Origin of the sequence: Anaeromicropila herbilytica, assembly GCF_016591975.1 — a bacterium.
GTDB classification, from domain to species: domain Bacteria; phylum Bacillota; class Clostridia; order Lachnospirales; family Lachnospiraceae; genus Anaeromicropila; species Anaeromicropila herbilytica.
Window position 1 is genome coordinate 3781899 of the sequence record NZ_AP024169.1, and the last position, 15869, is coordinate 3797767.

The window sequence follows — 15869 nt, forward strand, 5'->3', positions numbered from 1 at the left end:
TTTGTTCTCCTATCTTCTAATTTTTATTTATCCCTTTACCACTTTACTCTTCCCCTTTTTTCTCATATCCTACTTTAACTTGCATATAAGAAAAACTATCATCACTAAAAATAACATGATACATAGGTGTAGTTTGATTTAAGGAAGACTGATTCATCAGTGTAAGTAGTGCTGAATATGCCAATTCTGTATCTTGCTCATAATCCTTCCATACAGTTGTAGACATCATATTCTCAACAGAATAATAAGAATGATAATACATAGTATCTGGCAGAGTGATATTTTCCTCTACTACTGGCATAAATAATTCAACTGACATAATCTCATCCATTGGAACGTTTTTCATTGAATAAAATAGTGGTCCATTTTTATGTAAATTTAATTTCTTTATTTCTGATCCAAATTCATCTAATACTTCTTTCATATCATTATAATGAAAAGCGTAGTTTTTTGAAACAACATTGGTATAACGAATCGAATCTTTCAGATTAATCATGTAGGTATCCTCATTTCTTACATCTTGATAATCGGTGCATAAATATCAACAATACTACCTCCAAACACTGGAAGATATATATTATAGAATGTTTCTTCAAGCTCCACACCAATCGATTGTGCTGTCATTTTTAATAATTCGTAGGAATCTTCAAAATCCTCATCCATATCAGAATGACGATAGGTTAATCCATCTTCGAAAGATAATGTATCCAAATAGAAGAATTTCTCATTTTCCTCCATATTAATCGGAGCATTCACAGGTATAAATAATGTAAATTCCTTCTTATCACTTTCCTTGATATTCCTCATCTGATAAATCATTGGTCCTGTTGGATACAAACCATTTCTAATGATGGCATTACGTAATTCCTTTGATGCATTCATCCATTCATTTGATTCACATATTTCTTTTACGCTTATTACATGATGTAATATCAAAGAGCCTCTTTTAATCTTCATAATTACCTCCATTTTGCAAATATTTCTAGAAGAATTTTACAATTCATTAGAGCTTCTGTAAATCTATTCTATTAAATCTGTAATATATTTTCGTCTACTAACAATGTTCTAAAATATTCCACTTACGAAATTACATACAGAGTTATATCCGTTACTTAACCCCTCTTCTACTGCATCAACCGAGTTCTCAGCAAGCATTTTCACACCATCAACTAAACTATCACTTTGGTTATCTCCATCAAAATCATATATCTCACAATTAATTGCCCAGTTAATTGCTGCTCCACTTGCTGCTCCAACAACTGTACCTACTGGAGGCACTATAAAGGAACCAATTGCTGCTCCTGCTGCTACTGCTCCTGCTCCTGTACCCAAATCTACCGCTGAATCTATAACAAATTTTTCTGTATTATCAGCGGAATATTCCCACTTTCCATCTTTATAAAAATTATCAACAAAATCACTACCTACGTCAAATGCAGTGGATGCTGCTCCTAAAAATTTTGCTGACTTTCCAAGCTTACCCAAGCCTTCATAATCAGCTTTTTTAAATCCATCTGTTAATTCCTTAAATGTTAATCCATTCATCAGTTTATTTCCAAATATGTTCAATTTACTTTTTGATAAATTATCCATATAATTACCCAACATTTTATAATCTACATTATCAAAGTAACGATTTTTTCCACGTGTAAATACATCGTTCCTTAAATCATATATATCTATCCCTCTATTTTTAAGTGTTCTCGTCAAATAATCTGTCCATGTAGTGGAACCACCGAGTAAATTGGTAAGACTATCACTTAATTCCCTGTTTGTCTTATCCGTTATTGCTTTGATATATTTTACTCCATTGACTTCAAATGTTTCAAACCTTAAGCCACTACGAAGAATATCTAAGGCCTCTGCAAAGGATTTATCCTTAAATTGCCCAAAAGCATTAAAGAAAAATTCAAAACCATCATTACCTTTTCCATTCTTCATTATATCATATATTTGTTTCCAGATTGGACTATATTGGGTTACAATGTCTTCTTCTGCTTCTTGATATTTGTTGATTGATTGCTTTAGAGTTTCTTTCATAGCATTCATACCTATCTGATATCGCTTCAGTTCATCTTCAATCTGCTTTAATTGCTCTCCTATACCACATTCAAAGCTGATAGATGAACGTATTCCACTTCTAACATCACCGACTCTTGTATGTAATTGTTCTAATGTCTTCTTATATTCATTTAGTGTATTAATTTCGACTACTAACTGTTTAATTTTAACTAACAGATCTTGCACAATTATCCCTCCTTATCCTTATTTTATCTTATCACAAACTATATTATTTGTGTTGAATTCCTGACAGACGACATGTTTTCCTGACAGACAACATGTTAAATACTTTTTTTGTATCTTTTAATACTATTTTAAAGCCATTTTATATCAGTGCTTGAACCTTTTACATTGTCGTAGTCATAACAAATCTGTGAATTAACTTATGATGTAAAATATATCTTAGTCCTATTCCAAGCCATCTCTTTGTTGAGTTTCATATCAACATTTCATTGTTTTACACTGTTCTACTTCTATGGTATGCTATCTACATGGAATTCCAAAATAATGAAAACAAGATATCTTATACAATAAGAAAATAACAATAAAGGAGTCACTGACATGAATATTAATAATTTTGCAGAAAGACTTATCATAGCTAGAAAAGAAAAAGGATATACTCAAGAAGAATTAGCTTTACGCTTGGGTGTTACCCCTCAGGCAATTTCAAAATGGGAGCGAAATAATAGCTATCCAGATATAGAATTACTTTGCTCTATTGCAAATGTTCTAGATTCTTCTTTGGATTATCTATTAAATATCCAGTTAAAATCCTCTCAAATGACAGATGATATTAATGAACTTAAGAAACAGCAGTTACTTCAAAGTGCTTTATCAGACCCTCTTCTTCTAGAAATAGGTACCTCCTTAGTTGAATTGATGATTGAGGAAAATCAAAATCAATTCAAACATCTCCATACCGTTAAGGAACATCTAGCTGAACAATATGGCATAATACTTCCACTTGTTCGTATTCGCGATGTTGATAGCATCGGTGAATATGAATATCGATTTTATAGTTATGATAAATTAATTGGTTCTGGTACTTTAACACCTTTTATAAATTATGAAGAAGAAAAAGAAGATGCCATTCGAGTAATAATGGAACACTTTGAAAAAGTTGCTTATGAGAACTATTCTAAGATTATTAATAAAGAAATAGTAAGTAACTTAATTACAAGCCTTAGGTTGGACTATCCAGCAGTAGTCGAAGGGGTTATACCAGAAAAGATCTCTCTCTTAACTCTTGTTCAAATACTTAGTAAATTAGTGGAGAACCGAACTTCCATTCGTAACCTTATTAAAATTATTGAGATTATTGAGAATGAAATAGATAAAACAAGCGATTATGATGCCATTGTCTCGATTATTGAAGATTACCTCAAATAAGAACTGAAAATAAGCTAGTGTTTTTCACTAGCTTATTTATCTTCATAATTTTATCTATTTAATTCTACTACTCTAAAAACCATTCAAGTTAAGTAGCTTTATTTTTGAAGCATAATCAACAAAAGAAGTATTGACATCAACCCTTCCTGAGATTCCATTTACCGAACCCGAAGAACTATATTGCCACAATCCAACAGCTCCACTATAGGTAATAGAAGATCCCCACTGTGCTAGCCAGTGATCATAATCTTCTAGTTTGGTATCATCCAGTTTGGTTGTAAACCATGTTTTATTGGTATAGATAACAGGATAATATCCTGCCTCTTTTAGTTTATCTAAATATACAAGAGCAATTTTAGTTAATGTATCCTTACTAAGTTTACTTTGAGAAGAATCTTCAATATCAACGCATACTGGATATTCAAATGTTTTTCCTTCTAATTGTTTGATAAAAAATTCTACCTCTGTGGTTGCTTTCGCCACAGTAGTAGCATAACTGTAATGATAAGCTCCTACCGCAATTCCATTATCCTTAGCCCCTTGATAATTTTTCTCAAACATAGGATCAACGCTACTACTTCCATAGGAAGCTCTAAGCATTGCAAATTCAACTCCGTCTTCCTCTACTGCCTCCCAATCAATGTTACCTTGCCATTTTGATACATCAATTCCTTTAATCTCAGCATTCTTAACCGTCACCTTACATGTTGCAGTTTTCTCCCCATCATCCGTTGTTACATAAATAATAGCGGAACCTGTAGCAACGGCTGTGATCTTACCTTTACTACTTACTGTAGCAACCGTCTTATCTGAAGACTTCCAAGTCACAGACTTATTTGTAGCATTTTGAGGCGTTATTGATGCTTTTAAAGTATATGTCTCTCCTAATGCTAGTGTATTTGAAGTCTTATTTAGTGATACAGACTGCACATCCGCTTGTGATATCTTTTTACTAATGGAAGAGGAATAGCTACTATATACTTTCTTTTGATCTACTTTACGATACGCCCTAACTTTATAATAATAAGTTGTTCCAGATGTTAACTCTGAATCATCATAACTAGTTGTTGATACCGTTGCTAACAGCTCATAAGTACCTGCATTTTGCGTTGCTCGATATAATTGATATCCACTTGCTCCCGATGTACTTTTCCAACTTAATTGTATGCTACTTTCGGTTGAGGATTGAACACTTAAAGAAGATGGCGCTGATAATGAGGGTTTCGTACATACCACTACAGAATAATTACTATATACACTTGCTTTTCCAACGGTTTTACATGCTCTCACTTTGTAGTAGTAGGTTGTTCCTGTGCTTACTGTTTTGTCCTTATAACTCTTTCCCTTTATAGTAGCAATAGATTTATATGTACCAGTTTTACTTGTACTACGAAATAACTGATACCTAGTGGCTCCAGCTACTCCTCCCCAACTGATATTAACACTATCATAAGAAGATGTTGTTTTTACTAAAGTCGGTGATGAAGGAATTGGTTTTGCCTTTGTAGCTGTAGAAAATGAACTATAAGTCATTTTACTTGAAGTAATTTTATATGCTTTTATTTTGTAATAGTATGTTGTTCCTGTGGTTAATCCTGTATTTTTATATGTATGAGCAGTAGTAGTCATAATCAGTTTATAAGTCCCCTTACTCGATGTAGCTCTATAAACTTTGTATCCACTTACCCCAGATACCGTGTTCCAACTGATATAGGAACTATTATAAGAGTAAGATACAGCTTTCACACTTCCTGGCTTAGATGGAGCTTTCGTTGCTGCGCTAGCAGACATCTCCGGTAATACGAGTCCTCCAGTAATAATTAGAAACAATAGAATGATACTAAAATTATTTTTTATTCCTTTCATTTGTGTTTAAATAGCCTCCTGATTTCTTAATTTTTGATTATATATATATTAAGCTCAAAATGTGATACTAACTTGTCATTTCTATTCCAATATAGAATAATTCTGACACAAATGGATATTTTATCAATATTTTAGTAGCAATTTATACTATGCATTTTATAAAATTGTATTTATGGTTTGGGTGTCAAAAGTCATTCTCTACATTAATTATACAGCGATATACACTCAATAAACTAAAAATGACTTTTGACACCCTAACCATTTATACAATAAATAAAAATACCGAAAGAATAGATTCCCTATCCTTTCGGTATTTCATCACTTATTCTGCTATAATCTGGCTCTCATGTTTTGCAAAGAAGTCAATTCTTGGTTCCAAGAATTTCAACTCATGGTGCTCTACATCCTTTGTAAAGAAATCCATTGTCTCGAAGATATATTCCCAATTCCAGATCTTATCACTTACATTTAGATAATCACGAATCATCTCACATCCTTCTGGGGCAATAGGATGAATGAATGCTGTTGCAGTTCGAACAGCATGGAAGGAGTCAATTAACACTTGCTTTCTAAGAGCATCATCTTCCTCTTTCTCAGCTATTCTCATATTATTTACCCAATATTTATTAGCATTACGAAGATAAGTATCTAACAAATAAGTAATCATATGAAACTCGTGATTATACATTTTTAGTTCATAATCAAGAATAGCTTCTTTAGCTTCTGATAGCACAGAATCACTTATGGAACCTTCTGGAATCTTAGAGTCATAATATTTTTGTGCTGTATAGAAGCAAGAACGAACCAAGCGATTGAATACATTGGTTAATAAATTGCCATCTTTTAGAACTGTATCTACCCCTTCTCTTTCCTCTTCTTTCATATAGACTTGTGGCTTAAAGCTTACGCTTTTATTCGATAATCCAAGACTTAGGAAATGAATTCTTAATTGTTCCTTTGTATAGTAGTTCAGTAGTTCTTTTGCCATTGGAGGCTTAATCTCACTGCTACTACTTGCTTTCTTATCCATAAAAAGTATATGATTGTTAGCAATTAGGTGAGTTGATCTTAACTTACCCTCTTCTGGATCAATCGTATAATCTTTTCCCTGCAAAGCCATAAATAAAGCCATTTGCGCAACTCCATAGAAATAGATATTATCCTCACCTATGAATTGATATACCTTTGCATCTTTGGACTTCCACCAGTTTTCCCATTCTGTTTTATCCTTACCAATTGATTCTAGATAAGTTTTGGTAAATGATATTGGAGCCCATAAGGATTCTGGCCATACCCAGAAAGTTAGATTCGATTCACCTTCAATTTCTGGTACTTTCACTCCCCATTCAATATTACCTGTCAAACGGAATGGAACTAAAGTCTTACCTGTTCGATAGTTAATTCCCTCTTTGGTTAAGATGTTACAAGCTTCTTCCCTGTCTGTCAACTTTTCAAACAAGATCGTTATTGATGCTTTTTTCTCTTCTTCAAGTAGCTTATGTTTAGGAAGAGCATCTATGATATCTTTCTTCTCTTCATAGTAAGATTTCTTAATATATATGATAGGTTTTTTTAAGAATTCTTCCATGGTATTCAATTGATATTTTCTTGAGTTTGTATTTGTTCTAAAATAGGATACCAATTCTCTCAGCGGTTCAAAGAATTCTTCTAATTTGAAATACCAATTGGATACTTCTCTTAATTCGGGTTTCTTACTAGATAAAGCACTAATTGGGTTAATTAATTCACTTGGCATATACTGATGTCCTAAAGAACACTCATCTGCATAACCTTTCTCTGATTGACATCCTTCAATTGGACATTTACCAACTACCTGCCTTCCATTTAGGAACACCTTATACTCTGGATCATAGAATTGAGGTGTCGATAGTTTTTCAAGATATCCATTATGATAAAGTGATTCAAAAATATCCTTTGATACTTCTTCATGAATCTCACTTGCTCTATCTAGAGCACTTGCTCCATATAGGTTTAAACTAATATCATAATCTTCTAATGTCTGTTTTTGCTTTTCATGATTACCATTCACATAATCATGAATACTTCCGTCAAATTCACCATTCTCTACAAGTTTACGATAACTCTCTAAGATTGGTGATCCATAGCAGTCCGTGCCAGATACAAAGATTACATTCTCTTCACCAATTCGATCCCTTAAGAACCTTGCAAAGGTATCTGCATGAACGAATACTCCACCAACATGACCAAAATGTAATTCTTTATTACCATATGGCATACCAGCTGTTATCACTGCTCTTTTAGGAAATTCAGGTCTGACTTTTTCCTTTTTGGGTCTTCTATCAATTTTATTATTGTCTTCCATTCTCTTTCTCCTATCTTTACCGTTAATCTCTTAATACAATTTCAATATACTATATTTAAATTGTATTTCAGTTATATTTCTTATTAATATTCTTTTTACTATTTCGCAAATATAACACTAAAAAAGTATAAAAAAAATCACCTCCTACATTAATCTGTAGGGGCGAGAATATCGCGGTACCACCCTATTTTATTAATATGTCACCATATTAATCTTATCAAGTACAGCAACCACTTTGCATATACTCTAGTTCTGTAACGTGAACATACGTCATAGCATCATCTAACACTTTCAAATAAGATTATCAATAATCTATAGTTATTGATATTGTCTAAAAACATTCTATTCTATCTTCAAGTATTAAAATCCGTATGAAGCTCAGAGGCTTGTTTCATTACTATTTTGTCTGTTTTCTCTCAGCGTCTCGAAAACTTCTCTGTAAGATTACATAATAATTACTCTTCTCGTCATTGCTTATCATTTTATTTATTTTTATTATATTTAAGATTTATAAAACTGTCAAACAAAATTTGGATATATTGCACTTTTAACTAGAAAGTTTCACTAATATACTAATTATTTTTCCCAACTTTATTTATAATATTAGTAGCATAAAAGGCTATTTGGATTTTAATTTTCCAAATAGCCTTTTAACATTTTATAAAGATGAATATTTCCAGTTTTGTATCTTTATATGATTATTTTGATGCTTTTCTTTGAAAGAACTTAACAATCTCAACGATTGGAATTACTGCTATTGCAAGTCCCATTGCTACTGCATATTCCGTTAAGGAGATATGTTCAAATTTAAATATCTTAGCTAAGAATGGAATATAAATAACAGTTGTTGTTAAGATTAATGATAAAATCATAGCTCCAAATAAGTACCAATTATGAGTCTTTAATTTGAAGATGGAGCCTCTTTGTGAACGCATATTATAAGAATGGAAGATCTCAGCCATTGACATAGTTAAGAATGCCATAGTCATACCATCTTGGCTATTTGTGATTTCCCATACTCCATTTTCCATATAATGTCCAATAAAGTAAGCTGCTAATGTAAGTACTGTTACCATAATACCTTGGTATATACAATCGATTCCTAGACCGCCTGCGAAAATACCCTCTTCTGGTTTACGAGGTTTACGGTTCATAATGTCATCTTCGCCTTCCTCCATACCAAGTGCTAAAGCTGGGAAAGCATCTGTAATTAAGTTAATCCACAGAATATGTGCTGGATTAAGAATAGTAAAACCAAGGATTGTTGCTGTAAAAATACTTAAAACTTCACTTAAGTTTGAAGATAGTAAGAATTGGATTGCTTTACGAATGTTATCGTAAATTTTACGACCTTCTTCTACTGCATTGATAATCGTTGCAAAGTTATCATCTGCCAATACCATATCTGCAACATTCTTCGTAACATCAGTACCTGTGATACCCATTCCGATACCAATATCTGCACTCTTAATGGATGGAGCATCATTAACACCATCACCAGTCATTGCTGTAATTGCACCTTTTTTCTTCCATGCATTTACGATACGTACTTTATGTTCTGGTTGAACTCTTGCATATACAGAATATTTATCAATTGTATTATTTAATTCTTCATCACTGATGTCATCTAACATTGCTCCTGTAATTGCTTGACTAGCATCTGTAATAATTCCAAGTTCCATTGCAATTGCGATTGCTGTATCTCTATGATCACCAGTTATCATGATTGGTCTAATACCAGCGCTCTTACACTCTTTAATTGCATCAACAACTTCTGGACGAACTGGGTCAATCATACCAGTTAATCCGATAAATGTAAGATCTTTTTCAACAGTATCAGGATTTACTGTCTCAGGTACTGTATTATACTTAGTATATGCTGCACCTAATACACGTAACGCTTTATCAGCAAATTTCTTGTTCTCAGTTAAGATTTCTTTACGAATTTCATCTGTCATTGGAACTTCTTGTCCATCTTTTAAATATTTAGAACAAGCTTTTAATACTTCATCTGGAGCACCTTTTGTATATTGAACGAATCCATTTCCTTCTTCATGAATCGTTGACATCATTTTACGATTCGAATCAAATGGTACTTCATTTATTCTAGGTTTTTCTGTCTTTAATGTCTTTTTGCTTAAACCAAGTTTTGTTGCGTAATTAACTAATGCACATTCAGTTGGTTCACCAACTGCATTACCATTTTCATCTGGTTCAGCATCACTACATAGTGACATTGAAGTTGCTAATAATTTTTCATCAGTAGTATATTGACCAACTACGGTCATAACATTTTGAGTTAAAGTACCAGTTTTGTCAGAACAAATAACTTGAGTACATCCTAAAGTTTCAACTGCAGTTAACTGTCTAATTACTGCATTGTGTTTTGACATCTTAGTAACACCTATGGATAGAACGATTGTTACAACTGCTGCTAATCCTTCTGGAATTGCAGCTACTGCAAGACTTACTGCTAACATAAATGTATTAAGGATAGTTTCACCACTCATATTACCTTCGCGAATTAATCCAATTGCAAAGATAAATACACAGATTCCCATTACGATTATTGTTAATGATTTACTTAATTGTGCTAACTTTAATTGTAATGGTGTTTGTCTTTCTTCTGCTTGAGTAATTGCATGTGCAATTTTACCCATTTCAGTATTCATACCGGTTCCAGTTACAACAGCCTTACCTCTACCATATACAACAACACTTCCCATGTATACCATATTCTTACGATCTCCAAGAGATACATCTTTTTGATCACCAAGAGATAACTTATCTACAATCTTATCAACAGGAACTGATTCTCCTGTTAGTGCTGCCTCTTCAATCTTCATACTAGCGCTTTCAATGATTCTAGCATCTGCTGGAACTGCATCCCCAGCTTCTAATAGAATAACATCTCCAACTACTAGATCTTCACTTTTAATTTGTTGCATCTTACCGTCTCTTAGGACCTTAGACGTTGCTGCTGCCATCTCCTTAAGGGCTTCAATGGCTTTTTCGGCCTTGCTTTCTTGAAGTACTCCTAATACAGAATTAAGTACTACAACAAATAGAATAACAAATACATCTGCAAAAGATTCACCAGCATACAAAGATGTTACTAATGAAATACCCGCTGCTACGATTAAAACGATAATCATTGGGTCTAATAATTGACTGATAAAACGTTCTAGAAGAGTAGTTTTCTTACCTTCTGCAAGCTTATTCTTACCATCTCTTTCTAAACGGCTGCTTGCTTCCTTCGATTTCAAACCTTCTTCTGAAGTCTTTAATTCATCTAGTACATCTTTGGTACTATCTAGATAAAATTTCATAATACACTTCCTCTCTTAATAAATATCTATAAAAAAAGACCTATGTATAGCATTATAGCTATACATAGGTCTGGTTTTTTAATTCAAGCCAGGCTTCTTACCACCATGATTGTTGACTTGACACGTTCTTGGGACGCTAACTACTCCCCTATGGATAGTCGAATTTTATCATATATTTTGTTATAAGTCAATTCATTTTGTGAAAAATAGATATCACTTATAAGTATTTCCACTTTTTATTAGTTCTATTTACTGATTATTAATATAATACAGTCTTTTGGTAGAGAAAATTGTATTTTCTCTATTTTATATTATTTTTCTTTATATTTTTCCACTTTTTTATTTACATTTCATAACACTTTCAACTTTTTTCGTCATATTTCATGTGCATTTTAACCATAATTTTCTTTACGGATAATTTCCTTAATGGTATAATATTATCAATGCAATAATTTTACATTATTATTCTAACTTTGTTACATCAACTTATACAATTGAAACTGGAGGAACAACTATGGAAATAACTCATGATTTCACTAAAGTTGATGAGATTTTAACATCATATGGTATGCAGCAAGCCTATCTCATCGCAATAATGCAAGATATTCAGACAGAATATCACTATCTTCCAAAAGAGATTTTGGAATACATCTCTGAAAAATTAGAATTAAGCATTGCAAAGGTATATAGTGTTGCCACTTTCTATGAAAATTTTTCTCTTGAACCAAAAGGGAAATACATTCTCCGTATTTGTGACGGAACAGCTTGTCACGTCAGAAAATCAATTCCAATTCTAGAACGATTAAGAAAAGAACTGAATCTTAGTGCACATAAAACAACTACAGATGATATGCTTTTCACCCTAGAAACCGTATCTTGCCTCGGGGCTTGTGGTCTTGCGCCCGTAATGACACTCAATGATACGGTTCATCCTGCAATGACACCAGATAAAGCTATGGAACTATTAACTAGTATACGAGAAAACGATTCTGTAGATTCGTTAGAAACTGCTTCTAGTTCCAATGATATGAAGGAAACAGGAGGGAAAAATAATGAATAGACTAAACAATCTAGAAGAATTAGATACTCTTCGTTCTTTCGCTAAAAGATCACTCGATGAACAAAAAATAAAGGTTTTAGTTTGTTGTGGTACTGGCTGCGTCGCAGGTGGCTCTCTCCTAATCTACGATAGAATAAAAGAATTATGCGAAGAGAAGGGCCTAGATGTATGTGTCTCCTTGCAAGAGGAACCACATGGTGACAACATAGGTCTTAAGAAAAGTGGATGTCATGGATTCTGCGAAATGGGCCCACTCTTAAAAATAGAACCACTAGGAATCCTTTACATAAAGGTAAAGCTTGAAGATTGTAAAGAAATTGTTGAAAGTACCATTATGAATAACGAGATTATCGATCGACTTCTTTATAAGATTAACGATGTTACCTATCGTAAGCAAGAAGATATTCCTTTCTATAAAAAGCAGACTCGTCTAGTTCTTGAGAATTGTGGTAGTAGTGATGCTCTTGATATTCTTGAATATCTTGCTAAGGATGGCTACGAAGCCTTTACCAAAGCCTTATTTACAATGACAAGTAAGGACATCTGCAAACAAATCAGTGAATCTAATCTACGTGGCCGTGGGGGCGGTGGCTTTCCAACTGGGCGAAAATGGGAACAGGTATTAAGACAAACAGAGCCAGTAAAATATATTGTATGTAATGGTGATGAAGGTGACCCAGGTGCCTTTATGGACCGAAGTATCATGGAGGGCGACCCTCATAAAATGCTTGAAGGAATGATGATTGCTGGACTAGCTACTGGATCTAATACAGGATATATCTATGTGCGTGCAGAATATCCTCTTGCAGTAAGTAGATTAATGGCTGCCATAAAAAGTGCAAAAGAACTAGGATTATTAGGTGAACATATTCTAGGTTCTGACTTCAATTTTGATATACATATCAACCGTGGCGCTGGTGCCTTTGTATGTGGGGAAGGTAGTGCTTTAACTGCTTCCATCGAAGGAAAAAGAGGTATGCCTCGTGTCAAACCTCCAAGAACCGTGGAACAAGGTCTATTTGGTAAGCCTACAGTATTAAATAACGTTGAAACATATGCTAATGTTCCATTGATTATTACAAAAGGTGCCGACTGGTACAAATCCATAGGACCTGAAAATAGTCCCGGAACTAAGGCATTTGCCCTAACAGGTAATGTTAACAATACTGGATTAATTGAAGTTCCAATGGGAACCACTCTTAGAGAGATAATCTTTGATATCGGCGGTGGGGTTAAGAATGACAAGGAATTCAAAGCTGTTCAGATTGGAGGACCTTCTGGCGGATGTCTAACCAAAGAACATCTTGATCTCTCCCTTGACTTTGATAGTCTTAAGAAGGTAGGCGCAATGATTGGATCTGGTGGTCTCGTTGTAATGGATGAAAACACATGTATGGTGGAAGTATCCCGTTTCTTTATGAACTTTACTCAAAATGAATCCTGTGGTAAATGTGTTCCATGTCGTGAAGGAACAAAGAGAATGCTTGAGATTCTTGAGAGAATTGTTCATGGTGATGGTACAATTGATGATCTTGATCTCTTAGAAGAGCTCGGAGATACCATATCCAAAACCGCTCTATGTGGCTTAGGTAAAACTGCTGCATCACCAGTTCAAAGTACCTTAAAGTATTTCAAAGACGAATATATTGCTCATGTTGTAGATAAAAAATGTCCATCTGGCGATTGCCAAGCTTTAAAGAAAATTGTTATTCAAAAAGATCAGTGTAAAGGCTGTAGTAAATGTGCAAGAACTTGCCCTGTTGGTGCAATTTCTGGAAAAGTGAAAGAACCTTTTGAAATTAATTCATCAAAATGCATTAAATGTGGTGCATGTATTACTGCCTGCCCATTTAAAGCAATTAAGGAGGCATAATCATGAGCAAAGGAATCATGTATATTGATGATATGAGAGTACCTTTTGATGGAGAAAAAAATGTACTTTCAGTAATAAGAAAAGCAGGAATCGATATTCCGACTTTCTGCTACTACTCCGAACTTTCTGTATACGGTGCTTGCAGAATGTGTGTAGTAGAAAACGAATGGGGCTCTATTGAAGCATCTTGTTCTATGATACCAAAAGATGGAATGAAGATTAGAACAAATACCGCCAAATTACAGAAACATCGCAAGATGATATTAGAGCTACTCCTCTCCTCCCATTGCAGAGATTGTACAACTTGTGAGAAAAATGGTAAATGTAAGCTCCAAGAATTAGCTCTTCGCTTAGGAATCAATCGTGTTCGTTTTCAAGATACCAGGGAGACGATTGAGTTAGATACCTCTAGTCCTGCAATCGTTCGAAATAATAATAAATGCATCCTATGTGGAGATTGTGTTCGCGTATGTGACGAGATTCAAGGAATGGGTATTCTAGATTTTGTACATCGTGGTTCTAACCTTCAAGTGATGCCAGCTTTTAATCGAAAATTAAGTGAAACCAAATGCATTAACTGTGGGCAATGCGCTGCTGTTTGCCCAACAGGTGCTATTACCATAAAACAAGATATTGACCGTGTATGGGATGCAATTTTTGATCCTACCAAACACGTTGTTGTACAAATAGCTCCAGCTGTTCGGGTTGCTATCGGAGAAGAATTCGGCTTAAAGGCAGGTGATAATGTAATTGGCAAATTAGTTACTGCATTAAAACGAATTGGATTTGACGAGGTATTTGATACTACCTTAGGCGCTGACTTAACCGTTATGGAAGAAGCGAATGAATTCTTAGAACGTTTTGAAAAAAGTGAAAACCTTCCACTTTTCACTTCGTGCTGTCCTGCTTGGGTTCGCTATGTGGAAATGAATAAGCCAGAATTATTACCTCATATCTCTTCTTGTAAATCTCCAATGGAGATGTTCGCGGCCGTATTAAAAGAACATTATAAATCCATACAAGATACGCTTAAGAAGGAGGCTATTGTTGTTGCTATCATGCCTTGTACTGCTAAGAAATATGAAGCAGCAAGAGAAGAATTCTTACGCGATAATGTACCTGATGTTGATTATGTCATCACAACTCAAGAACTTAGTACTATGATAAAGCAAAGTGGCTTAATCTTTAGAGAACTTGAGAATAATGCAACAGACATGCCATTCGGTATGGGAAGTGGTGCAGGTGTCATCTTCGGAGCAACGGGCGGAGTTGCCGAGGCAGTTATTCGAAGATGCTATTCAAAGAAGACCTCTGCTACACTTAAGGACCTAGAATTCTGCGGTGTTCGTGGAATGTCTGCCTTGAAAGAAGCTACAGTTCTGATTAATAATCATGAAATAAAAATAGCAGTTGTACATGGACTACATAATGCTCAGTTATTGTTAGAAGAAATAGAAAGTGGTAATGTTCAATATGATTTAGTTGAAGTGATGGCATGCCCAGGTGGTTGCATTGGTGGTGCTGGTCAACCTTTTGGACTTGCGAATAAAAAAGTTAAGAGAGCGGATGGCCTATACAGTGCAGATCGTCTATCTCAAGTAAAGAGTTCCGAAGAAAATCCTATGGTACTCTCTTTATATGATGGATTACTAAAAGATAAAGCCCATTCCTTACTTCATGTGAACTACACTGATAGATAATACTTAATTTATACTAATAGCCTCAAATGTCGCAGTAAAAAAATGAATGTGATAATTAATAACTGCGTGACTGACCTTATTAAGCATTATTAAACTTATAATATCTCATAGAAAAACCATCATCGATAAAGCAAATAGTTTCCTATTGCAACAAATTCATCGATGATGGTTTTATTATTTTAATATGTTGTATGCTTAAAATCTTCAATTTTAGTAGTAATGCGTTCATGATGATAACTCAAACTTC

10 protein-coding genes are annotated in these 15869 nt (G+C 34.0%); 4 read left to right on the forward strand and 6 right to left on the reverse strand.

Features of this window, described 5'->3' with window-relative positions; translation table 11 throughout:
* Positions 1-43: 43 nt before the first annotated feature.
* The 3 genes from bsdtb5_RS16400 to bsdtb5_RS16410 form a co-directional block, all read right to left on the reverse strand.
* Positions 44-496 carry a DUF5085 family protein gene (locus tag bsdtb5_RS16400; protein ID WP_271713053.1) on the reverse strand — a complete coding sequence of 151 codons (453 nt, stop codon included), beginning with the start codon at positions 494-496 and terminating at the stop codon, positions 44-46.
* Positions 497-513: 17 nt separating this feature from the next.
* A complete protein-coding gene (locus bsdtb5_RS16405) occupies positions 514-957 on the reverse strand; it encodes a DUF5085 family protein (protein WP_271713054.1) in 444 nt (147 codons plus the stop codon).
* A gap of 108 nt (positions 958-1065) precedes the next feature.
* A complete protein-coding gene (locus bsdtb5_RS16410) occupies positions 1066-2247 on the reverse strand; it encodes a hypothetical protein (protein ID WP_271713055.1) in 1182 nt (393 codons plus the stop codon).
* A 375-nt stretch (positions 2248-2622) separates the two neighbouring features.
* On the opposite strand from bsdtb5_RS16410, the gene bsdtb5_RS16415 reads away from it, so the two are divergent.
* On the forward strand, positions 2623-3450 hold the full coding sequence (locus bsdtb5_RS16415) for an FHIPEP family type III secretion protein (protein ID WP_271713056.1): 828 nt from the start codon (positions 2623-2625) through the stop codon (positions 3448-3450).
* Positions 3451-3522: 72 nt separating this feature from the next.
* Here bsdtb5_RS16415 and bsdtb5_RS16420 read toward each other — a convergent pair whose 3' ends face one another.
* From bsdtb5_RS16420 to bsdtb5_RS16430, 3 genes are all read right to left on the reverse strand, one after another.
* Positions 3523-5316 carry a GH25 family lysozyme gene (locus bsdtb5_RS16420; RefSeq protein WP_271713057.1) on the reverse strand — a complete coding sequence of 598 codons (1794 nt, stop codon included), beginning with the start codon at positions 5314-5316 and terminating at the stop codon, positions 3523-3525.
* A 322-nt stretch (positions 5317-5638) separates the two neighbouring features.
* Positions 5639-7660 (reverse strand): class I tRNA ligase family protein, encoded by a 2022-nt coding sequence (locus bsdtb5_RS16425; protein ID WP_271713058.1) that lies wholly within the window; start codon positions 7658-7660, stop codon positions 5639-5641.
* A gap of 698 nt (positions 7661-8358) precedes the next feature.
* Entirely contained in the window at positions 8359-10989 is a 2631-nt protein-coding gene (locus bsdtb5_RS16430; protein WP_271713059.1) for a calcium-translocating P-type ATPase, PMCA-type, read from the reverse strand.
* A 514-nt stretch (positions 10990-11503) separates the two neighbouring features.
* Here bsdtb5_RS16430 and bsdtb5_RS16435 point away from each other — a divergent pair.
* The 3 genes from bsdtb5_RS16435 to bsdtb5_RS16445 are packed head-to-tail and all read left to right on the forward strand — an operon-like array spanning position 11504 to position 15622.
* Positions 11504-12049 carry an NADH-quinone oxidoreductase subunit NuoE family protein gene (locus bsdtb5_RS16435; protein ID WP_271713060.1) on the forward strand — a complete coding sequence of 182 codons (546 nt, stop codon included), beginning with the start codon at positions 11504-11506 and terminating at the stop codon, positions 12047-12049.
* Positions 12042-13922 carry an NADH-quinone oxidoreductase subunit NuoF gene (locus tag bsdtb5_RS16440; RefSeq protein ID WP_271713061.1) on the forward strand — a complete coding sequence of 627 codons (1881 nt, stop codon included), beginning with the start codon at positions 12042-12044 and terminating at the stop codon, positions 13920-13922. The genes bsdtb5_RS16435 and bsdtb5_RS16440 overlap by 8 nt, the downstream gene beginning before the upstream one ends.
* Positions 13923-13924: 2 nt before the next feature.
* Positions 13925-15622 (forward strand): 2Fe-2S iron-sulfur cluster binding domain-containing protein, encoded by a 1698-nt coding sequence (locus tag bsdtb5_RS16445; protein WP_271713062.1) that lies wholly within the window; start codon positions 13925-13927, stop codon positions 15620-15622.
* The last annotated feature ends 247 nt before the right edge of the window (positions 15623-15869 follow it).